Below are 25,025 nucleotides of genomic sequence, written 5' to 3' on the forward strand. Positions count from 1 at the left end.
ATAATCTCTGAAGGAGCGAATATGGATCGTCTTGACCGCAAGATTCTGCGCATTTTGCAGGAAGACTCGACACTTGCCGTGGCCGATCTTGCCAAGAAGGTCGGTCTTTCCACCACGCCTTGCTGGCGCCGCATCCAGAAGATGGAAGAGGATGGCGTTATTCGGCGTCGCGTAGCGCTGCTCGATCCGGCCAAGGTCAACACCAAAGTGACCGTTTTCGTCTCCATCCGCACCAACAGTCACTCCATGGAATGGCTGAAGCGTTTCTCGGAAGTCATCTCGGAATTCCCGGAAGTGGTGGAGTTCTACCGTATGAGCGGCGATGTGGATTACCTTCTGCGCGTCGTCGTGCCGGATATCGCCGCCTATGATGCATTCTACAAGCGGATGATCTCCAAGATCGAGATCCGCGATGTGTCCTCGGTGTTTGCGATGGAGCAGATCAAGTACACGACGGAATTGCCGCTGGATTACATGATGCTCGACAACCAGCGTTCCGGCGAAGAGTAAGCGGCAGTCGAGCTATCCGCACGGCCGTCTACCGTTTCGACAGGTGGTTCCTCGGATCAAGTTGAGGATTGATGGAGACGTCCCAGATCGAAGAGCGGCGCATCCGGTTCGAGGCCAGGAAACTGGCGGTCGAACTGCTCGTGAAAATCCACCTGGAGCACCTGGAAGGTTCACGTCACCTGGTGATGAACCACTACCGGCTAAATTTCGGTCTGTCGCTGAGTGCTGTCGCCGGTCTGGTAACACTTTATGCAGCAGCGATCCGTCTGGGTGCCGAGTTGGGAAGCGACCCCGGCAGCCTGATACGGATCGGGTTTGCACTTCTGGCTATTGGTTGCCTCGTCGCATCTGCCATGCTGGCCACACGCGCCTTGCGAAAGCTTGCATCCAGTTCGGCACACTTGCTTCGCGACCCGTTTCCCAATGCGGAGACTGAGCTGGCAGAGATTTTCGAACATCCGAATGCGGATGAGACCAGCATCGTGCGCAACATCCTGCAGGTGATGAAGCTGCGGGTGGAATCCGAGCCTGCGTTCAATCACACCTCAGGACGGAATACATTTCTACTGGTGCTTGGCGTCATCTTCGGACTAGCGCCTTTTGTTGTCGTCTGGCCGCTGCCGATGTAGGAGGCAGCCTCGTACCGGATTGGCCCGAGGCTGCAATTTTCCTACTTCTCGAGCCGTGCCAGCAGGGATGACGTGTCCCAACGGTTGCCGCCCATTTTCTGAACCTCGGCGTAGAACTGGTCTACAAGAGCCGTCACGGGCAGGGTTGCGCCGTTGCGCTTGGCCTCGGTCAGAACAATGTCGAGATCCTTGCGCATCCAGTCGACAGCAAAGCCGAAGTCGTATTTTCCTGCGTTCATCGTCTTGTGGCGATTTTCCATCTGCCAGGAGCCGGCCGCGCCCTTCGAGATGACTTCAACCACCTTTTCGATATCCATGCCTGCCTTCTTGCCGAAGTGAACAGCCTCTGAAAGGCCCTGAACGAGACCGGCAATGCAGATCTGGTTCATCATCTTGGCCAGTTGGCCTGCGCCGACCGGACCCATGAGGCCGACCATGCGGGCATAGGCATCGATGACTGGCTTCGCTGTATCGAAGGTCGCCTGATCGCCACCGCACATGACGGTTAGGACGCCGTTTTCCGCGCCTGCCTGGCCGCCGGACACCGGGGCATCGATGAAGCCACAGCCCTTGGCCGAGGCCGCCTGCGCCAGTTCCCGCGCCACTTCTGCAGAAGCGGTGGTGTTGTCGATCAGAATGGCGCCCGGCTTCATGGCGGCAAGAACACCGTCCGGTCCAATGGTAACCGAGCGAAGATCATCATCATTGCCGACGCAGGTGAAAACGAAATCGGCACCTTCGGCAGCTTCTGCCGGTGTCTTACCCAAACGACCGCCAAACTTCGACACCCAGGCCTCAGCCTTGGCGGTTGTGCGGTTGTACACAGACACCTCGTGTCCGCCTTTTTCCTTCAGGTGTCCCGCCATTGGAAAGCCCATAACGCCGAGACCGATGAAAGCTACCTTTGCCATTACCCATTCCTCTTTGAGTGCTGGCTTTCATTAGACCAGTTTTTCATCCCACGGAAGCACGCGAAATCCAACACGCCGGAAGTGGATAATTATAATAGTCCATAGAATTGGAAGAAATTATCGTTTGCATCGCTGAAAAGAGATTTTCTTATGTCGATGCTATTGGTCGTCTATGGGAGCCTTACCTCATCGCTGAACCACCGGACGCTCGGACGCCGGTTGAAAATCTGGAGATGGGGACATGACTGATTTTTCACGCCGGCAGACGCTGGCTCTATTCGGTGGCGCTGTTGTCGCTTCCACACTAACGCTGCCCGGCATCACACGAGCCGCGACCACGACCATCAGAATTGGTTGGCAGAAGGGCGGCGTTCTGGCGCTTGCGAAGGCAGAAGGTGCGCTGGAGAAGCGTTTTGCGGCCAAGGGTGTGACAATCACCTGGTCCGAGTTTTCATCCGGGCCGCCGCTGCTGGAGGCGCTGGGTGCTGGCGCGCTGGACTTCGGGCCAACGGGCGATGTGCCACCGCTGTTTGCACAGGCTGCGCGTGGTAACCTGGTCTATGCAGGAACGTACAAGGGCAGCTCCGAAGGCTCGGCAATTCTGGTCAAGGCGGATTCGCCGATCAAGACGATTGCCGATCTGAAGGGCAAGAAGCTGGCGTTCAAGCGCGGCTCCAGCGCACACAATGTCGCGGTGAAGGTTCTGCGCAAGGGTGGGCTTTCCCTGACGGACGTGACGCTGGTCGACCTTGCGCCACCGGATGCTGCAGCGGCATTCAAGAATGGCAGCATCGATGCCTGGTCGATCTGGGATCCCTACACGGCGGTTGCTGAAGCTGATCCGCAGACGCGCGTGCTGACGACGGCGCAGGGCATTGTCGACAGCTGGAGTTACTTCCTCGCCAACGGCGATTTCGCCAAGGAAAACGGTGGGCTCATTCTCGAGATCTTCGACGAGTTGGCGCAGGTGGGCAAGCGGGCGCAGGCCAACCTGGACAAGACGGTTCCGGCGCTCTCTGCCATCACCGGCGTGCCGGAAGACATTACCCGCAAGACGCTTCAGCGCACAGGCTTCAACCTCGGGGACGTTGGCACGATCTCGGATCAGGCGATCGCCTACCAGCAGGCGCTCGCGGACGAGTTTTTCGAACTCAAGATCATTCCGAAGAAGCTGACGATCACGGACGTCGTCTGGCGCCCGAAGGCAAGCTGAACCCACGAAAGGGAGTGACACAATGTCTATTACGCAAAAACCCATCGATTTTCTGTGGTTCATTCCGACCAGCGGCGACGGCAGCTATATCGGAGCCAGTGATCTGAACCGGGCGCCGGACAATCGGTATCTGCGAGAGATCGCGGTTGCGGTGGATCGTCTCGGTTACAGCGGCGTGCTGTTGCCGACCGGCGTATCCTGCGAAGAGAGCTTCGTAACAGCGGCCTCGCTGGCACCGTTCACGGAACGCCTGAAGTTTCTGGTGGCCATTCGCCCAGGCACGGCATCGCCAGCCTATTATGCGCGCCTTGCATCGACGCTGGACCGCATCACGGAAGGGCGTCTTCTGCTGAACATCGTTGTGGGCGGTGCGCCTGCCGAACTGGCTGGTGACGGGATCTTCCTGCCGCATGACGAGCGATACGACCATGCGGAAGAGTTCTTCCAGGTGTTCGAAGATCTGCTGGCGACCGGCAAGGCGGACCTTGATGGCAAGCACATCAAGGCCAAGGAAGCCCGCCTTGGCTTCCCTTCGATCCAGCAGCCGCGCCCACCGCTGTATTTCGGCGGCTCTTCCGATGCGGGGATAGAATTCTCCACCGGGCGTGCAGACAAATATCTGACCTGGGGCGAACCGCCGGAACAGGTGGCGGAGAAGGTGGCGCGGGTTCGCAAATCCGCCGCGGCAAAGGGCAGGGACGTTTCATTCGGCATTCGCCTGCACTTCATCGTTCGTGAGACGGACGAGGAGGCGTGGGAAGCGGCCGACAGGCTGATCTCCAAGCTCGACGACGAAACAATCGCCAAGGCACAGGCGCATTTTGCCACGGCCTCTGATTCCGTTGGACAGCAGCGCATGGCGGCTCTTCACGGCGGCCGTCGCGACAAGCTTGAGGTTTCCCCGAACCTCTGGGCGGGTATCGGGCTCGTGCGATCCGGTGCAGGCACGGCGCTGGTTGGCTCACCGAAGACCGTGGCAGCACGGCTGCGCGAGTATCAGGAGATCGGCATCGAGACGGTGATTGGGTCCGGCTATCCGCATCTGGAAGAGGCGTACCGGGTGGCCGAGCTTCTGTTCCCGGAATTGGGAATTACCACGCTTCCGCAGCGCACAGGCTTCGGTAGCGAGTTTTCCCAACGCACGGTCTTTTCCGGTGGTGGGCACCAGACACTGCGAGCAGTGGCAGCTTCCTGAGCTGCTTCTGCTGAATTGAACCCGGTTTGAGGAGACTCTCATGGCACTTGCCGATCTCACGTTCAGCCGCACGCTGAAGCAGACGAACAAACGCATCCCTTCCTTCCCAAGACTTGGCCGCGCGCATGTTCTTCCGCTTGTCGTGCCTGTGACCCTGATTGCACTATGGCAGTTCGGGTCCTCAACCGGGTTCATATCCGACCGGATCATGCCGTCACCGGTTGCGGTTAGCCAAGCCTTCTGGAGCGAAGCCGCGAGCGGTGACCTCGGGCATAATATCCTCGTCAGCGCCGGACGCGCGCTGGCGGGTCTTCTGGTCGGCGGCACGATCGGCTTTCTTCTGGGCATCATCAACGGTGTGTCGAATCTTTCCGAGCAGCTGACCGATACTACGCTGCAAATGGTTCGTGCCATTCCGCATCTCGCGCTTATTCCGCTGGTCATTCTGTGGTTCGGGATTGGCGAGGAGGCAAAGCTGTTCTTGACCTCACTGGGTGTGCTGTTCCCGATCTATCTCAATACCTATCACGGTGTGCGCAACGTGGACCGGGATCTGTTGGAGATGGGCCGGATTTACGGCATGAGCCGTTGGTCTCTGTTCCGCAAGGTCATCTTCCCCGGTGCGCTTCCCTCCATCTTCGTCGGTCTACGCTATGCGCTCGGCATCATGTGGCTGACGCTGATCGTGTCTGAGTCCATCGCAGCATCTTCCGGTCTCGGCTACATGGCCAACAACGCCCGCGAGTTCATGATGACCGACGTCGTCGTGCTGGCGCTTGTGATCTACGCGCTGCTTGGCAAGCTTGCCGATGTGATTGCACGCCGCCTGGAAGGCTGGACGCTTTCCTGGAATGCAGCCTATCAGAAGTGAGGATCAGCGATGTCTCTCCATATTCATGAACGTCCGGCAACATTAGCTTCTTCTAGCAGCACGCATGGCCCTCGTCCCGATGTTGCATCCACGACAACGCAGGCGGTATCTCTCCATCTGCGTGGCGTTGAAAAACGCTTTGGCGACAATCAGGTTCTTCGTGGTATCGATCTCGATATCGAGGCTGGGCAATTCGTGGCCATTGTCGGGAAAAGCGGCTGTGGCAAGAGCACGCTTCTAAGGCTGCTGGTCGGTCTCGACCAGCACACTGGCGGCGAGATTGCATTTCGCGACGAGGGCGGGAATCCCGCCAAGGCCGACGCGCGCATCGTGTTTCAGGAGCCTCGACTGCTACCCTGGTTCGACGTTGCCAAAAACGTGGCGGTTGGTCTGGGCGAGGGTGTCGACAAGGACGAGGCGCGGAAAAAGGTGCTTGCCGCCTTGTGGGAAGTGCACCTGCGCAACAAGGCGGAGGAATGGCCTTCCCAGCTATCGGGCGGTCAGAGGCAGCGCGTTGCTCTTGCAAGGGCGCTGGTCAGCAGGCCCGGCCTTCTGGTGCTGGATGAACCGCTCGGCGCGCTGGATGCTCTCACGCGCATCAGCATGCAGACCCTGATCGCCCGTGTCTGGCGGGAACTGGGTTTCACTGCCGTTCTCGTTACCCACGATGTGAGTGAGGCGGTGCATCTGGCCGACCGGGTGATCGTGCTGGACGAGGGCAGGATCTCGCTCGACCTTGCCATTCCGCAGCAGCATCCGCGCAAGCACGGGGATGCTGGACTGGCGGAACTGGAAGGCAAATTGCTGGCCGCGATCCTGAAGGATCGTTGAACAGCAACGATCAGAAGGGTTTCACGATCGCCAAAAGGACGATGACGATGGTGGAAACAAGCACGATAGGCATGCCCGCGCGCACGAAAGCAGGCGGATCCAGAAGCGGGTTGGCTTCCATTCGGCGCAACCAGGCGCTCTGCATGCCATGCAGGGCGGACAGCATGACGACGATCAGTAGCTTCAGGTGAAGCCAGCCGCCGGAAAAGCCAATATAGCCGATTGCCAGAATGAGGCCGAAGACCCAGACGCCCGCAAGCGCGCCGGTGGTGACGATGCGATCATACCGGCGGAGGGCCGTGATGACGCCACCGCGGATGGGGGCGGGCACCATGGAGATGACGAAGGCGTTGATCAGCATGCCGCCGACCCAGATGATGTCCGATGCGACGTGCAGGGCCTTGAGAAGGAAATACAGCATAAGTTCCGTTCCAGATCGGGGAGTCTATGGGACAGGCAGCAGGCAAAGACCGCCAAGCAACGTCGAGGCCCAATGCGAGCCCCGGCGTTTGTTCAATCTAGAGCGGTTCCAAACAAATTGGAATGGCCGGATCGCGTTGTTCAGCCCTTCAGGCGGGCAATCACCAGATGTCCGGGGGTAGGGTTGCCATCCTGCATGCGCACATTGATTTCGGATATCTCGATCAGTTCGAAACCGGTGGCGGCAAGGCGCTCGCGCACATAGGCTTCAGCGTGGGCAAAGCGCTGATGCGGGCCGACCATGTAGGAGCGGCCTGCGAAAACCTCTTCCGGCAATGTTTCCGACGAGAAGACGAAAATGCCGCCTTCCACCATGTTTTCCGCCGCGCCGAAGAAAAGTGGCTCCAGCGCACCCAGATAGGGAAGGACGTCGGTTGCCGTAACGAGATCAAAGGCTTCATCGTCGTTGTCTTCGAGAAAGTCCTCGACTTCCGCGACGTAAAGCGTCTCGTAGAGATCCTTCTCGTGGGCGATCTCAACCATGTTTTCGGAGATGTCGATGCCGGTGATATCGTCCACCATGTCGCGCAGGGTGCCGCCGGTAAGGCCGGTGCCGCAACCGAGATCCAGCATGCGCTTGAATGGTCCGAGCTTCAGATCCTGAAGGCGCTGGCGCACCAGAACGGGGACCGCATAGCCAAGCTGTTCGACAAGGATATCCTCGAAGCTCTCGGCGTGCTGATCGAACAGCGTCTCGACATAGGCATCCGGGGCCTTGGGGGGCGTTTCGCCACGGCCCATGGCCGCGATGCGGACAGCTGCGCCGCCATGATCGTCCGGATCGATTTCCAGCACCTGCTGGTAGGCAGCAACGGCTGCATCGATCTCGCCCGACTTTTCCAGCGCAAGCGCACGGTTGTAGGCTTCCGCCAGCGCTTCTTCGTCGATCTTGCTCATGGCTGCCTCTCGTCAAAACTTCGTCTCTAGAGAGGCGGCTTTAAGCTGAAGGTCGCCGGAAGGCAAGCGCAGGCGGCATTTGCCGACATTTCGTGTTCTCAGTGGATGATGAATTCGCCCTTCAGAGCACGCCATTCATTGGCCGCGATGAGTTTTCGGTGGACATAGCGCACCGAGTGCAATGGCCCGTCCAGCTTCTCCTGCCAGAATTTGAGAAAGGTCTTCATTTCCGGGAAGTCCGGGGCGAGATCGTAATGCTGCCAGATATAGGTCTGCAGCAGGTTCTTGTGGTCGGGCATGCGATAGAGGATCTGGGCCGTTGTCATGCCGTAGCCCTTCAGCATCAGTTCCATTTCAGGCGTCATTCCGTGGCTCCGTAACGTCGATCTCTTCTGCGGCAATTTGCGGTTTGCCAAGAAGATTGGACCATTGGAGCCTTAACCGAAGCTTAAGGTCAAGACGCTAAATCACGCTTATTATTGTTTGTATTCAATGTCTTAGCACTCAATATGAATGGCTGCTGCCAAAGCGATTCATCGCCGGTTCAGGCGGCGCGGCGCCAATTTCCCTCTGGAACAAAGTACTGACCTTCCCGTTGGTGCGAGCCGAATCCCCTGAAAAAGAAGGGTATCGGCAAGGGTGTCCTACCATCGTCGGTATGACACCCTTGCATTTGCATCTACGCATCGTTCTTGCCGAAAATCGCTGATTTTCGGGCCGATGCTTCGGGACGACCGACTGATAACGCAGTTAGGGAGCAATCATGCCCAAGCGTACAAGACTCCTCGCCAGTGTGGCGATGCCATTGATTTCCATCAGCCTTCTGGCACCCAGCGTGCATGCCGCGATGCCGGGCATTCAGGTGCCTGCACAGGGCATCCAGTCCGACATCATTCACGTTCAGGCTCCGCCGCCGGGACCGGAAGGTGCAGCAGGCGAGGAAGAGCAGAAGAAGCGTCGCCCGCCGCCAGAGGCGCAGGGTGGAGGCCCGCGTGGAGAGCCCGAGCAGCCGCGCGGCGCGCAGGGTGGCGCCCGCCCGGAGCGTCCCGCCGCTGAACCGCAAGCTGAGCCGCAGGGTCGCCCGCGTGGTGAACCTCAACGTGCTGAACCGCAGGGCGAGCAGCCGCGACCCAAGCGAGCCGAGCCGCCAGCGGAAGCACCTGCCCGTGCAGCGCCCGAACCCAAGGCAGAACAGCCCAAGGCAGAGCAGCCAAGAACCGAACAGCCCAAACCGGAAGCCAAGCCAGAGCCCCAGAGAGAGCCGAAGCCGCAGGGCGATAATCCGCCACGTCGGGAGCCGAAAGCTGCAGAGCCGGCACCTGCCGAACGTCCCGCGCCGCCTGCCGAGCCAGCGCAGCGCGCGGCACCACCGTCTGAACCTGCGCAGCGCCCAAGTGCCGAGCGTCCAAGTGCCGAGCGTCCTGCGGGAGAGCGCCCGGCAGGTGAACGTCCAGCGGGTGAACGTCCAGCGGGTGAACGTCCGCGCAACGATGCGCGACCTGAAACACGCCCCGGTGTAGCGCCTCAAGGTCAAGCGCCCCAGGGTCAATCGCCTCAGGGTCAGGCGCCTCAGGGCGAGCCCGGGAGACCGGCACCTGCCGAGCGTCCTGCAGCACCGCCCGCTGCCGGCACGCAGCCATCCGTTCCACCTGCTCCTCCAGCAGCACCCCCGGCAGCACCGCCAGTAGCACCGCCTGCTGCCCAGCCGCCGGCTGCACCTGCGCCCGGTCAGCCGCCGGTAGCGCCGGGTCAGCGTTCCGACGCTCCAGCCGTTGCGCCGGCTCCCGGTCAAGCAGCAGGCCAGGCAGCAGGTCAGCCTCCTGTGACTGCGTCACCGACCACGCCGCAGGAAATCGAGCGGGCAAAGGCCATTGCCAACAATCCCGCGCAGGCTCAGGGACCAGTGGTCCTGCCTGTCCAGAATGGTGCCGCTGTGCTTGATAGTGCCAAGGAAGCGCCTGCCGCTGCCGCAGCACCGGGCCAGCCCGGAGCACCGGCTGCTCCGGGTCAGCGTCAAGATGGGCAGCGTCGAGATGGTCAGCGTCCCGGTATGCCTCCGGCGCCAGGTCAGGCGCAGGCGCCTGCACCAGCACCGACAGCTCCGCCGCCACCACCGCCGACATCCGATGCCGCTGCCCAGGCAGCCGCGCCGGGTGGGCAACAGGCAGCACCTGTTCGCATCGAGTCCTTCTCGCGCGTTCAGGGTGAGAGATTGCGCGAGCGCCCGCGCTTCGAAGACCCACGTGGCTGGGATGACGTGCGCCGTGCCGATGATGGCCGCGTGATCATTCAGTTCGATAACCGGACCTTCGTTCGCCATGACGATAGTGAGCGTTTCATCAGCGACGGCTATCGTCCCGAATATGACCGTCTGCCGGGTGGACGCACCCGTGAGATCTACGAGCGTGATGGCGGCGTGCAGATCGTGACGATCCGAAATCGCTATGGCGATGTGGTCCAGCGTTCTCGCGTCGGACGCGATGGCCGCGAAATCATCCTGTTCTATGCGCCGGAGCTTGCCGATGAACGGGCCGATCGCGACTACCGCTGGCGTGATCCGGGTGCGGAATTGCCCCCGATGCGCCTGACGATTCCGGTCAACCAGTATATCATCGATACGACCAGCGATCCGGATCGCGACTACTATCGCTTCCTCGAACAGCCGCCTGTCGAACGGGTGGAGCGGGTCTACTCCGTCGATGAAGTGCGTTACTCGGCCCGTATCCGCGACAAGGTTCGTCGTATCGATCTCGATACAGTCACTTTTGCCACGGGCAGTGCCGACATTCCGATGAACCAGGCATCCAGCCTGCGGAAGGTGGCGGACGCCATCAAGAAGGTTCTGGATCGCGATCCATCCGAGACCTTCCTGATCGAAGGCCATACGGATGCTGTCGGCTCTGACGAGAGCAATCTTGTGCTTTCCGACCGCCGAGCCGAATCGGTTGCGCGAGTTCTGACGGATGCCTTTGGTATTCCGCCGGAAAACATGGTGACGCAGGGCTATGGCGAGCGTTACCTCAAGGTCGCGACACAGGGACCAGAGCAGCAGAACCGCCGCGTGACGATCCGTCGTATCACTGCGCTGGTGAAGCCGGTCGCACAGAACCGCTAAACGGTATCCGAATGATGCAGAGACCGCCGGGCCAGATCGTCCCGGCGGTCTTTTCGCATCAGGCGTTCAGGCCTGTCGTCTCGATGACGAAATCGACAATCGCATTGGTATCATCGAGATCGAAGACGGGCAGGGCGGTTCCTTCGACAGCATGATCCGCAGCAATGCCTAAGATGAATGGATCACTGGGTGCCAGCGGTTCGCGCTTGGCTGCCTCAAGGCGGCGTGCCTCGATTTTCGGGATCGGTTCGCGCTTGTAGCCCTCGATGATGAGGATATCGCACGGAGCGAGGCGGGAGATGATTTCCTCGAAGCTTGGTTCATCGGCACCACGCAATTCGTGCATGATTGCATACCGCGTGCCGGAGACGAGGGCGACCTCGTGCGCGCCTGCCTGCCGATGACGGTAGCTGTCTGCGCCGACCTTATCGATATCGAAATCATGATGCGCGTGCTTGACGGTCGAGACGCGAAAACCGCGGCGCGTCAGCTCCTCCACCACGCGTACGGCGAGGCCCGTCTTGCCGGAGTTTTTCCAGCCAGCAATACCAAACAGCTTCGGGGTCATCCCACAAACTCCACGTAGCGATGGGCCAATTGCAGGTCCTCCGGCGTATTGACGTTGAAGAAGGGGTCGAACGGACCAACGGGCGTTTCGATGTCGGCAAACTCGACAGTCCGGGTATCGTGGCGGGACAGAAACGTCTTGACGCGCGGATTTTCCGGACCTTCGAGAAACGCCTGCAATTCATCGGCCAAACGGATCGGCCAAAAGCCGACGACCGGATGGAGAGCGCCTTGCGACACGGCGATCACGATGCTTCCATCGGATGTCGCAGCCGCGCTCAATCTGGCCGCAATATCCAGCGGTATGAAGGGGCTATCGATCGGCACCGTCAGCACATGGCTCGTGGGATCGGACCGGCTTGCGCCGTGGCGCATGGCGGCAAGAATTCCGGCGAGCGGCCCCCGATGACCCTGTAGCGTATCCGGAACAAGGGGGAGCGACGTTCCGAGATCATCCGACGCGTTGAGGAATACGGACAGGTTCTGGTGGCGCAACCGGGCGGCCACGCGATCCACCAGTCTGGTTCCCGCCAGCAAGACTTCGGCCTTGTCTCGACCCATCCGGCGGGAAAGACCCCCGGCGAGGATGACGGCGACGGCAGGCGCGGAAGGCAGGGGCATTTGCGTTCTCAATTGGGTGTCTGCGTACTCTTGGCAGCGGGCGTTTCCCGTGTGCGCTGTTTCTCACGGTAGAAGGCATAAAGACCCGATGCAACAATGAGACTGGCGCCCAGTGTCATGTAGCCGTCCGGTCGCTCCTGAAACAGATAATAGCCAAGGCTCAGCGAGAAGATGAGGCTCGTGTAGCGAAACGGCGCGATGAAGGAGATGTCTCCCGTTCGCATGGCACTGATGATCGACAGATAGCCCGCAATAATGAAACAGGCGGCCACGACGATGATGAGCACGGAGTGACCGCTCACGGGCATCCAGCCGCCCATGGGAACAATGAGAACCGCGCCGAAGACCGTGTTGGTCAGGCCGGCAAAAAGCGAGACGAGCAGGGTCGGGATGGCTGAGTTGATCCGCCGCGTGGTCAGGTCGCGGCCGGCTGTGAAGAAGACCGTGGTGACCGCCAACAGAGATGCGGGCACGAAAGCTTCCGGGCTCGGCTTCAGGATGATGATGACACCGACGAAGCCGACGATGATGGCCAGCCAGCGCCTCCATCCGACCGGTTCCTTGAAGAAGGCCCAGGCTCCGAAGGTCACGGCAAGCGGCAGAGAGAGCAATATTGTAGCGGCCACAGACAGATCGATGTGCGAAAGGGCACTGATATAGGTAATGGTCGCGCCGATCTCGAAGCCGGATCTGAGGATGACGGCCTTATTGAACATCAATCGGAACTGCCCGAGGATTCCGTAGGACCAGGCCATGACGGCGAGAATGATGGCTGTCGCGATGCCGCGCAGAAAGATGATCTGCGCAATGTTCAGGTCATGCGTGATCGATTTGATGAGCGCATCATTGGTGGTGAAGGCTCCCATGGCAATCGTCATCATCAGGGCGCCACGCGAATTCGATGATAACGGCATTCTCGATTCCCTCAGGCATATATTAGCGATTTCGCTGTAGTCGATCACAGCGGCACGCACCAGTTGTTTGGTTATGAAAAGACGATTTCATCGAACAGCATGCCAGGATTGGCGCGCTGTTCCGGCAGACGCTTCAACACTTGGCGGGGATGAGTGGAAAAGCAAGCCTTTAGAGTATCCGTGTTGATCAAGCCATCTTCGGGACCCCTTGTACGGTGGAAAACGCGCGTCAGAAGAACGGTCTTGCGTTCCGAGACAAGGGCCATGGTTTGCGCGCATTGTCTCATCCCGGAAATCCAAATTGCTTGTAATGTCGGTCAAAAACATGACATGGGAACAGTTTTAAAAATAAATTGTTGAATTAATGTTGCATATTTCGAAATTCATCTGAATTGATTGTCCTCATATTATTATTTACTGCAGTTTATACTTCTAGATCGAATTCGATGGCATAGGTTTCAATTTTCGATTGTAAATCCATGTCAATTGGTAGAGTTCTGAATTAACGATTGCTCAATAGCTAGTTGGCAAAGCTTCGTTTCAAGCTCCCGCATGATGAGGGATGGCCGTGTACCGCCGCCCATGAATGGACGCGCCGAAGTTGCACGAGGAGGTGCAATGTCGTTCCTGGATCGTTTGTTACAAAGCCGCCGTATCGTCACGAAGGTTTTGCTGTTTGTCGTTCCCCTTATCCTGTTGATCGCAGGCGTGGGGCTCGCTGGTTTCTACACCGCGCGCATGCTCAACGGGCACATGACCGTGACACGCGCCACCATCGAGAACATTGGCGATTTCGAGCGACTGCAGGCTTCCCTTCTCGGGTTTCTTGCTCAGCCAAGTAGCGCAAGCCTCAAGGCATTGAACGATGCGATTGCCGAGCAGGAGAAGGGAATCTCCATTCTGGAAGGGCTGGTGGTTACGCCTGAGGATCGGCAGCGTCTTTCTGTTGTCCAGCAGACCGCGCCGGCGCTCAAGCAGTCTACTGCCGGGCTTTGGGAAATCGAGCGCAAGACGACCCGCACCGAACAGACCATGGAGGCCAGCGTGGACGAAATCCGCGCGCTTGCCGGTGCTGTCAGCGCGCAGTTCGAGACCGTGCGGAAGGAAGGCGAAAGCAAGGAGAAGTTTGCGAAGGGCGCGCTTTTCGATGCCTATGCGCTGAGGACAACAGCGGCCCGCATGGATAGCCTGTTCGATGCGGTGAAGAACATCACAAATGACGAGGCTCTGCCGCGTGCCGCGGTGACCTATATCGGCGTTCTTCGAAAGGATTTGCCGAAGCTTGAGGCAAAGGCCACCACGAAGGCATTGAGTTCGCTCTCGACGCTGAAGGACAAGCTGACCGCTATCGAGACGATTGCCAAGAGCGACCAGCCTGCTGCCGACAAGGCGAGCGCCATTCGTGATGCGATGGCTGCTCTCCAGCCGGTTCGCGATACCTATCTGATGACGGCGAACCAGAACACGAATACGGCAGCGGACCGGTTCGCGACACTGGAAGACGATCTGCAGATCAACCGTGCTCTGGTCGAGCAGTTGACCGAATCGTTGCGCCTGAACGACATGCTGCAGCTGCATACTGAACGTTTGCGGGTGGCTTTGACAAACAGTGCCCGCGAGGAACTTCTGTCCGACATCCGTGCACTTCGTGCAGCCAGCGAAAAGGTTTCCGACCTTGGCAAGAAGAACCCGACGATGCGGGACTTCGCCTCTCAAGTTACACCGATTCTCGACACTGTCGAAAAGCAATCCGCGACGATGCTGGAGCTGGCGGGGCAGTGGAAAGCCGCACGCGTGACGACCGAGAAGCAGTTGCTGGACGGCATGGCTGGCCTCAAGAATTTCGTGGCCCAGGCTCAGGAGGCTGGCAAGCAGGATAGCGAACGCTCCGCCAACCTTTCGATCGCCGCAACGGTCATCGGCACCCTGCTGGCCATCATCGGCGCTCTGATGCTGGTTGAAACGCTGCGGGCGCCGCTGCGCCGCGTTACCGAAATCATGACCCGTCTCGCAAGCGGCGATCTGGAGGTCCGTATCGAGGGACGTGAACGCGGCGATGAAATCGGCGACATGGTTCGTTCCGTCACCGTCTTCCGCGATGCGGCGCTGGAAAACATCCGGCTCGAGCAGGAAGCCTCTGCTGCGCGTGACGCCACGACTGCTGAAGCCGAACGTCGCGCCGCAGAGCGTGCCAAGGTCTCGAACGAGCAACGTATGGCGCTTTCGGCCCTCTCCGACGTTCTGCATCAACTTGCTGAAGGCAACTTGCAGGTCGAGATGAACGAAAACCTGCCAGCCGATTTCGTCGATATGGCCCGTACCTATAACGTGGCTGTCCGCACGCTTTCAGCAACACTCGCAGACGTTCGATCGGTCGCAGCCGACATCAACAGCGGTTCCAGCAACCTCTCCAGTTCTGCGGATGACCTGGCACGGCGCACCGAACAGCAGGCGGCGGCACTGGAACAGTCCACGCGTGCCCTGAGACAGCTCAGCGATATCGTCAAATCGACGGCAGGTAGCGCTCAGCGCACGTCGGAATCAGTCAACCAGACGGAAGCCTTCGCGGTGCAGTCCGGTCAGGTCGTAACCAACGCCATCACTGCCATGGGTGAAATCAGCCGGTCTTCCGAAAAGATCAGCACGATCATCGGTGTTATCGACGAGATCGCGTTCCAGACGAACCTTCTCGCATTGAACGCAGGCGTCGAAGCGGCGCGTGCAGGCGAGGCAGGCCGCGGCTTCGCGGTGGTGGCACAGGAAGTGCGCGAACTGGCGCAACGCTGCGCGAATGCTGCCAAGGAGATCAAGGGGCTCATTTCCCAGAGTGCGCATCAGGTATCCAACGGCGTTCAACTGGTGGAACAGACCGGTGAGGCTCTGAGCCAGATCATCTCCCATGTCAGCACCGTCCAGAAGCTGGTGGCCGATATTTCGTCAGCGACGCGCGAGCAGTCGGTGGGTATCGGCGAGGTGAGCCAGGCGCTTGGCGAGGTCGAGCTCATCACACAGCGCAACGCTGCGATGGTGGAGGAAAACAATGCCGAAATCCACGGACTGAGAGGCCGTGCGGTGGCGCTTGCCGAAAAGATCGAGCACTTCCGCGTTGGAGATGCCGGTGGCGGCCAAGCGCGGCGTGGCTGGGCTGCCTGATCAGCATCGCCTCGTGCAAACATTCGAAGGGTCGCGCTTCATCGTGCGGCCCTTTAGCTTGCGCCGAATTTCGGGCACCTGCGTTTCGCTCAGATTGGGCGAATACGGCGAACTTCATCCCCCGCAAACAGGATGAGGTATCCGCCTTCAGCCTCGCTTTGGCGTGCGAGGTCCTTGAGCATTGAGGCGTAGTGACCCTGTTGCCAGGCTTTGCCAAGGCTCGGATCGACAAGGACAGTTCTCTGGGCCCCCTGACGATAGACAATCATGTAACAGTCGAGCGGGTTCCACGCGTCATCCAGAGCCGGATCAGTCAACCAGTCGCACTGGAATTGCCGGCAGGTTTGGGGCCGCTTTTCATAGGTACGACAGCCGAAGCCTTCGACGCAGTGGACGCAATTGACGTTGGCCGGCTTGTCGAGTTCATCGATATCCGGAAGGCGGCAGCACAGCGTACATCGGGCGCAACTGCGGGTCTGAAAACTGACTTCGGGCATCCTGGCAACGCATCCGCTAAACTTGGATGCCGTCACAACACAAATTCTCAACCAGTGGAAGTGGTCCTTGATATTTAGCAATTAATTAAATGCTGATGAGTTGTAATCCGCAAGTTGTTACTCGCTCGGATTTTAAACACATGGCCATTCGTCACCTGTTCAGTGCATCCCGCCTTGCCAATGAGATGGCGGCGATCTCTCGCTCTCAGGCGATGATCTGGTTTGATCCGTCGGGCAGGATCCTCCATGCCAATGAGAATTTCTGCAAGGCGTTGGGGTATGAGATCGGCGAGATCATTGGCCAGCATCACCGGCTCTTCTGTACCGAGGCTCTCCGTTCTTCGGAAGAATACCGCAGGTTCTGGGCCGACCTTTCCGCAGGTAAATTTCAGCACGGCCAATTCCTTCGCCAGACGAAGGCGGGGAACGATCTCTGGATCGAGGCGTCCTATAATCCCGTCATGCAAAATGGCAGGGTCGTGCGGATCCTGAAGATTGCGAGTGACATTACAGCCAGCAAGCTTGCCGCTCAGGATGACGAGAATCGTCTGATTGCGATTGACCAGAGCCAGGCGATCATCGAATTCGAACGCGACGGCAGAGTGGTGAAGGCGAACGAGAACTTTCTCGGTGCGATGGGGTATCAACTCAGCGAGATCGTCGGTCAGCATCACTCCATGTTCTGCGATCCAGACTATGTGCGCAGTGCCGATTATACCGCGTTTTGGGAGCGGCTGAGACGGGGGGAATTTGTCGCCGACAATTTCGTGCGTTTCGGCAAAGGCGGACGGAAGGTATGGATTCAGGCTGCCTACACGCCCGTCTTCAATTCGAAGGGCGTGGTCTACAAGGTCATCAAGGTCGCGACGGATATTACGGCGCGCATGAGTGCCGTTGAACGGATCGGCGCGGCTATCGGCAGGCTCGCCCACGGGGATCTGACCGCGCAGATTGACGACAGACTGGACCCGGCGCTGGAGCAGGTTCGGCTTGATCTCAATCTGGCGTTCCAGACGCTCGGTGAGACGGTGTCAGGCATCAAAGCGTCGGCTCAGGGCCTGACCGGAAACGTGCAGACAATCAATTCGGTCTCGAACGATATTGCGCGCAGCGCCGAAACGCAGTCAGCGTCTTTGGAGGAAACGGCTGCCGCGCTGGATCAGCTGACGACCACCGTTAGAGACGCTTCCCATCGTGCCGCAGAAGCGCAGCGCCTGGTGGAGGAGACGCGCCGGGGTGCAGAGAGATCGGGCGCCATTGTCGAAAATGCGACTGCGGCCATGGCAAAGATCGAAGCGTCTTCCCGTGAAATCAGCAATATCATCGGCGTGATCGATTCCATCGCCTTCCAGACGAACCTTCTTGCCCTGAACGCGGGCGTCGAGGCCGCACGTGCCGGGGAAGCCGGGAAGGGATTTGCCGTCGTCGCCCAGGAGGTTCGCGAACTTGCACAGCGATCTGCGAGCGCGGCCAAGGATATCAAGGGACTGATTTCCTCGTCCGGTGCAGCGGTTGCCGAGGGCGTTTCACTCGTGAACCAGACAGGGTCTGCGCTCGACGAAATCGTCCGACAGGTCAAGGACGTCGATGTCAACGTCGTGGCAATCTCCCAGGCCTCTCGCGAACAGGCGACCGGTATCGCAGAGATCAGTTCAGCGGTGAATGTTCTGGATCAGACGACACAGCGAAATGCTGCAACAGTGGAAGAGGCAAGTGCTGCCGCCCAATCCCTCTCGGAAGAAGCCCGCGCACTCTATGAGCGGATTTCAGGCTTCGTCATTCAGCAACCGGCACAGGTGGCTGTCAGACGGGCCTCTTGAGGCATCAACCGCCTGTGACGCTCATATGCCGGCTGACGGCAGGGCGGTTGTTCCGGTCGATGATGAAGTCGTGGCCTTTCGGCTTGCGTGAGATCGCCTCGTCGATGGCCGCCGAGAGATATGCGTCATCCGTGGATGCCCGCAAAGCGGTGCGGAGATCGGCCGCATCGTTCTGGCCAAGACACATGTAGAGCGTTCCTGTGCAGGTGAGCCGGACGCGGTTGCAGCTTTCGCAGAAATTATGGGTCATGGGAGTGATGAACCCAAGCTTGCCGCCCGTTTCCTGAACAGTGACATATCGTGCCGGACCGCCCGTTTTGAACGGGATATCCGAGAGGGTGAACTGTTCCTCGAGCGAGGCTCGCACCTGGGAGAGCGGCAGATATTGATCCGTCCGATCCTCTTCGATCTCGCCCATCGGCATGGTTTCGATGACCGTCAGATCCATGCCGCGTTCATGCGCAAATCGCAGCATTGACGGGATCTCGTGCTCGTTAAAACCTTTCAGAGCCACTGCGTTGAGCTTTATCTTCAGGCCCGCCTTGCGGGCGGCTTCAATGCCTTCAAGAACCTTCTGAAGGTCACCCCAGCGTGTGACGGCCTTGAACTTGTCCGGATCCAGCGTGTCGACGGAGACGTTGATGCGCCTGACGCCGCAATCGTAAAGCTCTTCGGCATAACGCGTTAGCTGCGAGCCGTTTGTCGTCAGGGTCAGTTCCTCCAGCGCACCGGTTTCTATGTGACGACCGAGCGCCCTGACGAGGTACATGATGTTCTTGCGCACAAGCGGTTCGCCGCCTGTCAGGCGCAGTTTGCGGACGCCCTTGCCGATGAAGGCGGAACAGAGTCGGTCCAACTCCTCCAGCGTCAGAAGATCTTTCTTCGGAAGGAAAGTCATGTTTTCCGCCATGCAATAGGTGCAGCGGAAATCGCACCGATCCGTCACGGACACACGGAGATAACTCACCATGCGACCGAATGGGTCAATCATTGGATGCGCATTCGTGCGCAATGGCGTATGGGTATCGTTGGGATTGACCAGACTGTTCAAGGCGCGTGTCCTCCTTCGCGGAAGATGGGACTTGCTGCGACATGCGTCAAGGCGGATGGAAATGGTTTTGACAGAAGATGCTTGAATGGTCACCACATCCGGGCCAGCAAGCATAGAAGATGCGGAATAGACGATATGAGTGATGCAAGCGCCTCTTCCTGGCCCACCGAAATCAAGGTGGCAGCCGACAAGCGCAGCCTGACAATCAGCTTTGACGACGGAGCTGCTTTTGCCGTACCTGCAGAAATGATGCGGGTTCTATCCCCCTCAGCGGAGGTGCAGGGGCATGGACCGGGGCAGAAGGTAACGGTGCCGGGCAAGCGATTGGTGGGCATTCGAAACGTTGTTGCTGCCGGTAATTATGCGATCCGGATCGCGTTCGATGATGGCCACGACAGCGGCATCTTTACCTGGAAATACCTGCGAGAACTGGGTGAAAAGGGACAGGATCTGTTCGCGGAATACGAACGGGAGCTTGCCGCGAAGGGGATGAACAGGGACACACCCGGCATCGCGCGCTAAAGCGTATCGCGATCTTTCAGATTCGCTCCTGACGCTTTAACTCTCTGTTTTGTCGCACGTCGTTATCGCAAAACCGCTGCACACTTTTGCGCGACATGCGCTAACTTGAACGTAGACAGATCGATATTGATGGAACTTTTAAGCCGCCAGTGATTTGACGGGCGCACGGCCTCGTGCGTTTCCCGGCCTCTCATAGAATGCTTACGTTTCATGGCGCACACCGACACCAAAGCCGACGACCATTGGGTCAAGGATGGCGACCAGCGTGAACGCACGGTCGGGTTTCCCGAACTTTTCTTCGACCTCGTCTTCGTCTTCGCACTCATCCAGCTTTCCCATTTCATCGTGGAAGACTTTACGCTGGCGGGACTGACAGAAGGCGGCGTTTTCGCCCTTGCCCTCTGGTGGGTCTGGATTCATACGGCCTGGGTGACGAACAGGCTGGATCCGGAGCGCATGCCCGTTCGGGCGCTGCTGTTCGGCCTCATGTTTCTCGGCCTGCTGATGTCTTCGGCCATTCCCAAGGCTTTCGAGGAACGGGGCCTGATGTTTGCTGCGACCTATGTCGCCATGCAGCTGGGCCGTTCACTGTTTGCAATCTATGCCTTCAACGGCGTCATGGAAAATGTCCGCCGCAACTTCGTGCGGGTTTCCCTCTGGTTTGCACTGTCCGCCATTCTTTGGATCTGGGGTGCGCTGAGCGATCCGCATGCGCGATTGATCATCTGGTATGGCGCCCTGCTACTGGAATTTCTAGCCCCCGAGCTCAGGTTCGTGGTGCCCGGCTATGGTCGCTCTACAACCGAAGACTGGGACATATCCGGCGAGCATATGGCCGAGCGTTGCGGATTGTTCGTCATGATCTGTCTTGGCGAGTCGATCCTGGCAACGGGTCGCAGTTTCTCGGATCAGGACATATCTCCGCTGATCGTTGTCATTCTCGCAGGTTCATTTCTGGCGACCGGCCTCATGTGGTGGATCTATTTTCACTTCGGTCACGAAAAGGCATCGCAGGAGATCGAGGAGTCGGACGAGCCGGGTGAGGTCGCGCTCCATGTCTTCACTTATGCTCATATCCCGGTCGTGGCCGGTATCATCCTTTGTGCCGTTGCCGCCGAACACCTGATTGCGCATCCGGTCGAAACCGGAGGATTGGCCAGAGCCTTGGTGATATGTGGCGGCCCGATGGTATTTCTGGCCGGGAACCTGTGGGTCAAGCGCGTGACGACCGGTTATCTGCCCTGGTCACATATTGCCGGTATTGCCGCTCTCCTTGCGCTTCTTCTCGTGACACAGGGGTGGGTAACTCTCTGGACTGCTGCGCTTGCGGTTTGCATTCTGCTTGCGGTTGCGATCTGGGAGTACAGGCGGCTGGGGCGCATACCCCATGAGGCGGATGAAGTGGGAGAGCTGCGCGGCGAGTAGAGCACAAGAACGCGCTTGCAGCCCTGGATCGCGTGATTTACTCCAGTGATGCAACGGGAGGAACACATGACCGTCATCACATCCGTCGAGCAATTGCGGGACATCTACAAGAACCCGAGCGAAGCGTCTCTCGTCAAAGTGACACAGGCGCTGACGCCGGAATATCGCCAGATGATCGAGGCATCACCTTTCGTCGCGCTGGCAACTGTCGCACCGGAAGGATTGGACTGCTCTCCGCGCGGAGACCTAGGCGGCGTTGTCCGCATTCAGGACAATCGAACGATCCTGCTTCCGGACTGGAGAGGCAATAATCGTGTCGACTCGCTTGAGAATATAGTTCGCGACCCGCGTGTTGCGCTGATGTTTCTCATTCCGGGATCCACCAGCGTGATGCGCATCAACGGTCGGGCTGTGGTTTCCATCGAGCCTGAACTGCTGCAGAGCTTTGAGATGGATGGGTATCATCCGCGCAGTGTCACCATTGTTACCATCGTGGAGGTGTATTTCCAGTGCGCGCGTGCAGTCATGCGTGCCGAGCTTTGGAACCCGGACAGATTTGCCGACCCGCAGACACTGCCAACTCCCGGGCAGATGCTGAAGGGAGCGAAGGCGGATTTCGATCAACAGACCTATGACAGGGAATGGCCTGAACGCGCAAAAGCGACCATGTGGTGATGGTCGCTTACGGCGCAGGCGATCTATGCCGGATTACTTCTTGTAGATCAGCCAGCTCTTGCCGCCATAGTCCTTGCGCATGCCGTCCTCGAAGAGCATCAGGCGGTTGCGGCCGGCATTCTTGGCGCAATACAGAGCCGTATCGGATTTGACGTAGAGATCACCGGCGTCATCGGCCTGCGATGCCATGGCAACGCCGATCGAAATCGTGATCGGTCCATAATCCATGCCCGTGCGTGAATTGCGGAATGGCCTTGTTTCGAGCGCCTTGCGCAGACGCTCGCAGATGGCCATCACTTCTTCGGTCGTATTGCCCTCGATGATCAGAGCAAATTCCTCGCCGCCGGTTCGGGCTACGAAAACATCCTTGCGGACGCTTGATCTGAGGACGGCAGCAACGGATGCAAGGATCTTGTCACCCACCGGATGGCCGTAGGCATCGTTGAATTTCTTGAAATGGTCGATATCGGCCAGCACGAGCGCCGTGACGGGCAATTGCATGCTATCGTCGTAAAGCGTCGCCAGCTTCTCGTCGAAGGCGCGGCGGTTCGAGAGACGGGTCAGCGAATCCGTGTTCGCAATGCGCTTGTACTCGTCCAGTTCCTTACGAACCTGATCCACTTCCTGGCTGCGTTGAACCACGCCTTCAACCGTTTTCTCACCCTGTGCAAGGGTGTCGCCGGTCGCCTTGCTCAGGAGAGATATGGCGTTGCGCAGCAGGTCTGCGGAGAAATTGTTCTTCGCGTTGATGGTCGTGGCAGTTTCATCCAGCAGACGATTGTAGCTTTCGAGCGAGGTCTGTTCCCGGCGCAAGAGGCTGAGCAGCGCATCGAGCTCTTCCACCAGCCTGCCGTGGGCTTTCTCCATCATCGAAGCCTGACCGGTTCCAATGAATGTTGCGGCAAGCTCGTCGAGTTCTTCCTGGCGAGGCCGGTTCCCCAGCAGCGAGAGTTCCCGGGTCAACGCCGGGTTCGTGCCTATGTAGGCCTCGTAGAAGAGCTGGTAGTTCCGCGGGATGGGAGAGACATTCATTACACGCATGGCGTGTATGATCTGTCCGGCCACATCGGCGGCTTGCGCCTTCTGCGCAGCTGCCGTCGTCATTGCTCTGCTCCGGTCATCGATTTGAGACTGATGGTAATGGTTATTCGCAATTTATTGGAAAAGCATTAATGTCGGAGCGCCTAGCGCGCTAAAATACCATTGCAATTAAACAATTACAGAGAGGCCGCGAAGTCGGGCTTGATTATAGTCAAGTGTCAGCGCGGTTGTTCGTCCAGTGATGAGCGCAACCCTTATGCTGCAGATCCCTGACGCAAGGGAAGAATAGAAATTCTATCCAGTCACATGCGTCAGGGAACAGCTTCTTACTTTGGTCCGATCATGTTTTCAGGGCGGACATACTGGTCGAATTCCTCGTTCGTGAGGTATCCGCCGCCGACTGCCTCTTCACGCAGGGTCGTGCCGTTCTTGTGCGCGGTCTTGGCGATCTTGGCGCAGGCATCATAGCCCAGCTTGCCGTTCAGAGCCGTGACCAGCATCAGCGAGTTTTCGACGCCGCGCTTGATGTTGTCTTCGCGCGCCTCGATGCCGACAACGCAGTTATCCGTGAAGGAAACCGCTGCATCTGCCAGAAGCTGGACGGACTGCAGGAAGTTGTAGGCCATCATGGGGTTGAACACGTTGAGTTCGAAATGGCCCTGGCTGCCAGCGAAGGTGATGGCCGCTTGATTGCCGAAGATATGCGCGCAGACCTGCGTCAAGGCTTCCGACTGGGTCGGGTTGACCTTGCCCGGCATGATGGACGAGCCCGGCTCGTTTTCCGGCAGGGCCAGTTCACCGAGGCCGGCACGGGGGCCGGAGCCGAGGAAGCGGATGTCATTTGCGATCTTGAACAGAGCAGCGGCTGCGGCATTGATGGCGCCGTGAGCGAAGACCATGGCATCATGCGCCGCCAGTGCCTCGAACTTGTTCGGCGCGGTGACGAAGGGCAGGCCGGTAATCGCGGCGATCTCTTCGGCAACCTTTTCGGCAAAGCCGACCGGCGCATTGAGACCCGTGCCTACGGCTGTGCCGCCCTGCGCCAGTTCATAGAGGCCCGACAGGGAGACTTCGATCCGCTTGATGGCGGAAGCCACCTGCGCGGTGTAACCGCCAAACTCCTGACCCAGCGTCAGGGGCGTTGCGTCCTGCGTGTGCGTGCGGCCGATCTTGATGATATGCGCGAAGGCTTTCGACTTCGCATCCAGCGCCGCATGCAGGTGCTTGAGGCTTGGAATGAGATGGCGAACGATCTGTTCTGCGCAGGCGATGTGCATGGCCGTCGGATAGGTGTCGTTCGACGACTGGCTCATGTTGACATGATCGTTCGGGTGAACAGGCTTCTTGGAGCCCATGACGCCGCCGAGCATTTCGATTGCCCGGTTCGAGATAACCTCGTTGGCATTCATGTTCGACTGCGTGCCGGAGCCGGTCTGCCAGACGACAAGCGGGAAGTGATCATTCAGCTTGCCGTCGATGACTTCCTGCGCGGCGGCGATGATGGTTTCGCCGATCTTCGCATCCAGGCCGCCGAGGGCCATGTTGGCGCGCGCCGCAGCCTGCTTGACGATACCAAGCGCACGGATGACGGAGAGGGGTTGCTTTTCCCAACCGATCTTGAAGTTTCCAAGCGAGCGTTGCGCCTGAGCGCCCCAATAGCGGTCGCTGGCAACTTCAATCGGGCCAAATGTATCGGTTTCGGTGCGCGTAGTCATCTTAAAGCCTCTGCGTGACACGGACGTAAACTGGTTTGCTCGGCTGCACCTATGCGGTGTCGGTTTCCGATGCAAGGTCGGGCGCGGGCATTACTATACGTTTGTTTTGCGACTGCAAGCACTGCGAAGGTTGATGAGGAGAGGCTAAATTGAGGGTTGGTCGCGTGTTTTTAATGACACGCCAAGGATTTATATTGAGCCCGATCAAGCGCCTGTGAACCGTCTTGATGCCTCTTCAAGCAAGTTATCAGTAAAAAATTAACCAATGATTTCTTAAAGTTCCGGCAACGATCGCGAGCAGGATCAGCGCTCTTTCACCGGTCAGGCATCGCTTTTCGTTTACTTTTCACAGCGCTCACGACCAGCTATTCA

General features: G+C 58.8%; 24 protein-coding genes. 12 read left to right on the forward strand and 12 right to left on the reverse strand.

Features of this window, described 5'->3' with window-relative positions:
- Positions 1 to 21 precede the first annotated feature (21 nt).
- Both G6N80_RS17380 and G6N80_RS17385 read left to right on the forward strand, forming a co-directional pair.
- A complete protein-coding gene (locus tag G6N80_RS17380) occupies positions 22 to 510 on the forward strand; it encodes an Lrp/AsnC family transcriptional regulator (RefSeq protein ID WP_062554260.1) in 489 nt (162 codons plus the stop codon).
- A gap of 71 nt (positions 511 to 581) precedes the next feature.
- Positions 582 to 1,139 (forward strand): hypothetical protein, encoded by a 558-nt coding sequence (locus G6N80_RS17385; RefSeq protein ID WP_165135605.1) that lies wholly within the window; start codon positions 582 to 584, stop codon positions 1,137 to 1,139.
- Between the two features lie 41 nt (positions 1,140 to 1,180).
- On the opposite strand, the gene G6N80_RS17390 is transcribed toward G6N80_RS17385, so the two are convergent.
- Complete coding sequence (locus tag G6N80_RS17390; RefSeq protein ID WP_062554262.1) at positions 1,181 to 2,050, reverse strand: NAD(P)-dependent oxidoreductase; 870 nt, start codon at positions 2,048 to 2,050, stop codon at positions 1,181 to 1,183.
- Positions 2,051 to 2,291: 241 nt separating this feature from the next.
- Between G6N80_RS17390 and G6N80_RS17395 the strand changes: the two genes are divergently transcribed.
- Genes G6N80_RS17395 through G6N80_RS17410 form a run of 4 tightly spaced genes read left to right on the forward strand, consistent with a single transcriptional unit; the run spans position 2,292 to position 6,160 of the window.
- Positions 2,292 to 3,263 (forward strand): aliphatic sulfonate ABC transporter substrate-binding protein, encoded by a 972-nt coding sequence (locus tag G6N80_RS17395; protein ID WP_165135608.1) that lies wholly within the window; start codon positions 2,292 to 2,294, stop codon positions 3,261 to 3,263.
- A gap of 22 nt (positions 3,264 to 3,285) precedes the next feature.
- The gene (ssuD, locus tag G6N80_RS17400; RefSeq protein ID WP_165135611.1) at positions 3,286 to 4,458 is read left to right on the forward strand and encodes an FMNH2-dependent alkanesulfonate monooxygenase; all 1,173 of its coding nucleotides are present in this window, start codon (positions 3,286 to 3,288) and stop codon (positions 4,456 to 4,458) included.
- A gap of 40 nt (positions 4,459 to 4,498) precedes the next feature.
- Positions 4,499 to 5,329 (forward strand): ABC transporter permease subunit, encoded by an 831-nt coding sequence (locus G6N80_RS17405; protein WP_165135614.1) that lies wholly within the window; start codon positions 4,499 to 4,501, stop codon positions 5,327 to 5,329.
- A 9-nt stretch (positions 5,330 to 5,338) separates the two neighbouring features.
- Positions 5,339 to 6,160, forward strand: coding sequence for an ABC transporter ATP-binding protein (locus G6N80_RS17410; RefSeq protein ID WP_165135617.1), 822 nt, complete (start codon positions 5,339 to 5,341; stop codon positions 6,158 to 6,160).
- Positions 6,161 to 6,170: 10 nt separating this feature from the next.
- Here G6N80_RS17410 and G6N80_RS17415 read toward each other — a convergent pair whose 3' ends face one another.
- The 3 genes from G6N80_RS17415 to G6N80_RS17425 form a co-directional block, all read right to left on the reverse strand.
- Positions 6,171 to 6,581: a CopD family protein gene (locus tag G6N80_RS17415; protein ID WP_062554266.1), complete on the reverse strand. Its 411-nt coding sequence runs from the start codon at positions 6,579 to 6,581 to the stop codon at positions 6,171 to 6,173.
- Between the two features lie 140 nt (positions 6,582 to 6,721).
- Complete coding sequence (locus tag G6N80_RS17420) at positions 6,722 to 7,537, reverse strand: class I SAM-dependent methyltransferase (RefSeq protein ID WP_062554267.1); 816 nt, start codon at positions 7,535 to 7,537, stop codon at positions 6,722 to 6,724.
- A gap of 98 nt (positions 7,538 to 7,635) precedes the next feature.
- Positions 7,636 to 7,902 carry an usg protein gene (locus G6N80_RS17425; protein WP_062554268.1) on the reverse strand — a complete coding sequence of 89 codons (267 nt, stop codon included), beginning with the start codon at positions 7,900 to 7,902 and terminating at the stop codon, positions 7,636 to 7,638.
- A 398-nt stretch (positions 7,903 to 8,300) separates the two neighbouring features.
- Between G6N80_RS17425 and G6N80_RS17430 the strand changes: the two genes are divergently transcribed.
- A complete protein-coding gene (locus tag G6N80_RS17430) occupies positions 8,301 to 10,652 on the forward strand; it encodes an OmpA family protein (protein ID WP_165135620.1) in 2,352 nt (783 codons plus the stop codon).
- Positions 10,653 to 10,710: 58 nt separating this feature from the next.
- On the opposite strand, the gene mobB is transcribed toward G6N80_RS17430, so the two are convergent.
- The 4 genes from mobB to G6N80_RS17450 all read right to left on the reverse strand — a co-directional run bounded on the left by mobB (position 10,711) and on the right by G6N80_RS17450 (position 13,041).
- Entirely contained in the window at positions 10,711 to 11,220 is a 510-nt protein-coding gene (mobB, locus tag G6N80_RS17435; RefSeq protein WP_165135623.1) for a molybdopterin-guanine dinucleotide biosynthesis protein B, read from the reverse strand.
- The gene (gene mobA, locus G6N80_RS17440) at positions 11,217 to 11,840 is read right to left on the reverse strand and encodes a molybdenum cofactor guanylyltransferase MobA (RefSeq protein WP_165135626.1); all 624 of its coding nucleotides are present in this window, start codon (positions 11,838 to 11,840) and stop codon (positions 11,217 to 11,219) included. The genes mobB and mobA overlap by 4 nt, the downstream gene beginning before the upstream one ends.
- Positions 11,841 to 11,848: 8 nt before the next feature.
- A complete protein-coding gene (locus G6N80_RS17445; protein WP_165135629.1) occupies positions 11,849 to 12,754 on the reverse strand; it encodes a DMT family transporter in 906 nt (301 codons plus the stop codon).
- A gap of 71 nt (positions 12,755 to 12,825) precedes the next feature.
- A complete protein-coding gene (locus G6N80_RS17450; RefSeq protein WP_165135632.1) occupies positions 12,826 to 13,041 on the reverse strand; it encodes a hypothetical protein in 216 nt (71 codons plus the stop codon).
- Between the two features lie 331 nt (positions 13,042 to 13,372).
- On the opposite strand from G6N80_RS17450, the gene G6N80_RS17455 reads away from it, so the two are divergent.
- On the forward strand, positions 13,373 to 15,907 hold the full coding sequence (locus tag G6N80_RS17455; protein WP_062554274.1) for a methyl-accepting chemotaxis protein: 2,535 nt from the start codon (positions 13,373 to 13,375) through the stop codon (positions 15,905 to 15,907).
- Positions 15,908 to 15,996: 89 nt separating this feature from the next.
- Here the strand turns inward: G6N80_RS17455 and G6N80_RS17460 are convergent, their stop codons facing one another.
- Positions 15,997 to 16,404: a hypothetical protein gene (locus G6N80_RS17460; RefSeq protein WP_165135635.1), complete on the reverse strand. Its 408-nt coding sequence runs from the start codon at positions 16,402 to 16,404 to the stop codon at positions 15,997 to 15,999.
- Between the two features lie 140 nt (positions 16,405 to 16,544).
- Here G6N80_RS17460 and G6N80_RS17465 point away from each other — a divergent pair, with 140 nt between their 5' ends.
- A complete protein-coding gene (locus G6N80_RS17465; protein ID WP_165135638.1) occupies positions 16,545 to 18,224 on the forward strand; it encodes a methyl-accepting chemotaxis protein in 1,680 nt (559 codons plus the stop codon).
- Between the two features lie 4 nt (positions 18,225 to 18,228).
- Here G6N80_RS17465 and moaA read toward each other — a convergent pair whose 3' ends face one another.
- Positions 18,229 to 19,215, reverse strand: coding sequence for a GTP 3',8-cyclase MoaA (gene moaA / locus G6N80_RS17470; protein ID WP_246251508.1), 987 nt, complete (start codon positions 19,213 to 19,215; stop codon positions 18,229 to 18,231).
- A gap of 195 nt (positions 19,216 to 19,410) precedes the next feature.
- Here moaA and G6N80_RS17475 point away from each other — a divergent pair, with 195 nt between their 5' ends.
- The 3 genes from G6N80_RS17475 (at position 19,411) to G6N80_RS17485 (ending at position 21,897) form a co-directional block, all read left to right on the forward strand.
- On the forward strand, positions 19,411 to 19,797 hold the full coding sequence (locus G6N80_RS17475; protein ID WP_062554277.1) for a gamma-butyrobetaine hydroxylase family protein: 387 nt from the start codon (positions 19,411 to 19,413) through the stop codon (positions 19,795 to 19,797).
- Positions 19,798 to 20,007: 210 nt separating this feature from the next.
- Positions 20,008 to 21,222, forward strand: coding sequence for a low temperature requirement protein A (locus G6N80_RS17480; RefSeq protein ID WP_165135644.1), 1,215 nt, complete (start codon positions 20,008 to 20,010; stop codon positions 21,220 to 21,222).
- Positions 21,223 to 21,288: 66 nt separating this feature from the next.
- On the forward strand, positions 21,289 to 21,897 hold the full coding sequence (locus tag G6N80_RS17485) for a pyridoxamine 5'-phosphate oxidase family protein (protein WP_062554279.1): 609 nt from the start codon (positions 21,289 to 21,291) through the stop codon (positions 21,895 to 21,897).
- 33 nt (positions 21,898 to 21,930) lie between these two features.
- On the opposite strand, the gene G6N80_RS17490 is transcribed toward G6N80_RS17485, so the two are convergent.
- A complete protein-coding gene (locus tag G6N80_RS17490) occupies positions 21,931 to 23,001 on the reverse strand; it encodes a GGDEF domain-containing protein (RefSeq protein ID WP_062554280.1) in 1,071 nt (356 codons plus the stop codon).
- A gap of 263 nt (positions 23,002 to 23,264) precedes the next feature.
- Entirely contained in the window at positions 23,265 to 24,653 is a 1,389-nt protein-coding gene (gene fumC, locus G6N80_RS17495) for a class II fumarate hydratase (protein ID WP_062554281.1), read from the reverse strand.
- Positions 24,654 to 25,025: the final 372 nt, after the last annotated feature.

The organism is Rhizobium rhizoryzae (assembly GCF_011046895.1).
Taxonomy (GTDB): domain Bacteria; phylum Pseudomonadota; class Alphaproteobacteria; order Rhizobiales; family Rhizobiaceae; genus Neorhizobium; species Neorhizobium rhizoryzae.

What these genes read in the sequence shown, in the direction of transcription:
- G6N80_RS17380 (WP_062554260.1), top strand. Translation starts at nt 22, where the DNA reads ATGGATCGTCTTGACCGCAAGATTCTGCGCATTTTGCAGGAAGACTCG.
- G6N80_RS17385 (WP_165135605.1), top strand. Translation starts at nt 582, where the DNA reads ATGGAGACGTCCCAGATCGAAGAGCGGCGCATCCGGTTCGAGGCCAGG.
- G6N80_RS17390 (WP_062554262.1), bottom strand. Translation starts at nt 2,050, where the DNA reads ATGGCAAAGGTAGCTTTCATCGGTCTCGGCGTTATGGGCTTTCCAATG.
- G6N80_RS17395 (WP_165135608.1), top strand. Translation starts at nt 2,292, where the DNA reads ATGACTGATTTTTCACGCCGGCAGACGCTGGCTCTATTCGGTGGCGCT.
- ssuD (WP_165135611.1), top strand. Translation starts at nt 3,286, where the DNA reads ATGTCTATTACGCAAAAACCCATCGATTTTCTGTGGTTCATTCCGACC.
- G6N80_RS17405 (WP_165135614.1), top strand. Translation starts at nt 4,499, where the DNA reads ATGGCACTTGCCGATCTCACGTTCAGCCGCACGCTGAAGCAGACGAAC.
- G6N80_RS17410 (WP_165135617.1), top strand. Translation starts at nt 5,339, where the DNA reads ATGTCTCTCCATATTCATGAACGTCCGGCAACATTAGCTTCTTCTAGC.
- G6N80_RS17415 (WP_062554266.1), bottom strand. Translation starts at nt 6,581, where the DNA reads ATGCTGTATTTCCTTCTCAAGGCCCTGCACGTCGCATCGGACATCATC.
- G6N80_RS17420 (WP_062554267.1), bottom strand. Translation starts at nt 7,537, where the DNA reads ATGAGCAAGATCGACGAAGAAGCGCTGGCGGAAGCCTACAACCGTGCG.
- G6N80_RS17425 (WP_062554268.1), bottom strand. Translation starts at nt 7,902, where the DNA reads ATGACGCCTGAAATGGAACTGATGCTGAAGGGCTACGGCATGACAACG.
- G6N80_RS17430 (WP_165135620.1), top strand. Translation starts at nt 8,301, where the DNA reads ATGCCCAAGCGTACAAGACTCCTCGCCAGTGTGGCGATGCCATTGATT.
- mobB (WP_165135623.1), bottom strand. Translation starts at nt 11,220, where the DNA reads ATGACCCCGAAGCTGTTTGGTATTGCTGGCTGGAAAAACTCCGGCAAG.
- mobA (WP_165135626.1), bottom strand. Translation starts at nt 11,840, where the DNA reads ATGCCCCTGCCTTCCGCGCCTGCCGTCGCCGTCATCCTCGCCGGGGGT.
- G6N80_RS17445 (WP_165135629.1), bottom strand. Translation starts at nt 12,754, where the DNA reads ATGCCGTTATCATCGAATTCGCGTGGCGCCCTGATGATGACGATTGCC.
- G6N80_RS17450 (WP_165135632.1), bottom strand. Translation starts at nt 13,041, where the DNA reads ATGAGACAATGCGCGCAAACCATGGCCCTTGTCTCGGAACGCAAGACC.
- G6N80_RS17455 (WP_062554274.1), top strand. Translation starts at nt 13,373, where the DNA reads ATGTCGTTCCTGGATCGTTTGTTACAAAGCCGCCGTATCGTCACGAAG.
- G6N80_RS17460 (WP_165135635.1), bottom strand. Translation starts at nt 16,404, where the DNA reads ATGCCCGAAGTCAGTTTTCAGACCCGCAGTTGCGCCCGATGTACGCTG.
- G6N80_RS17465 (WP_165135638.1), top strand. Translation starts at nt 16,545, where the DNA reads ATGGCCATTCGTCACCTGTTCAGTGCATCCCGCCTTGCCAATGAGATG.
- moaA (WP_246251508.1), bottom strand. Translation starts at nt 19,215, where the DNA reads ATGATTGACCCATTCGGTCGCATGGTGAGTTATCTCCGTGTGTCCGTG.
- G6N80_RS17475 (WP_062554277.1), top strand. Translation starts at nt 19,411, where the DNA reads ATGAGTGATGCAAGCGCCTCTTCCTGGCCCACCGAAATCAAGGTGGCA.
- G6N80_RS17480 (WP_165135644.1), top strand. Translation starts at nt 20,008, where the DNA reads ATGGCGCACACCGACACCAAAGCCGACGACCATTGGGTCAAGGATGGC.
- G6N80_RS17485 (WP_062554279.1), top strand. Translation starts at nt 21,289, where the DNA reads ATGACCGTCATCACATCCGTCGAGCAATTGCGGGACATCTACAAGAAC.
- G6N80_RS17490 (WP_062554280.1), bottom strand. Translation starts at nt 23,001, where the DNA reads ATGACGACGGCAGCTGCGCAGAAGGCGCAAGCCGCCGATGTGGCCGGA.
- fumC (WP_062554281.1), bottom strand. Translation starts at nt 24,653, where the DNA reads ATGACTACGCGCACCGAAACCGATACATTTGGCCCGATTGAAGTTGCC.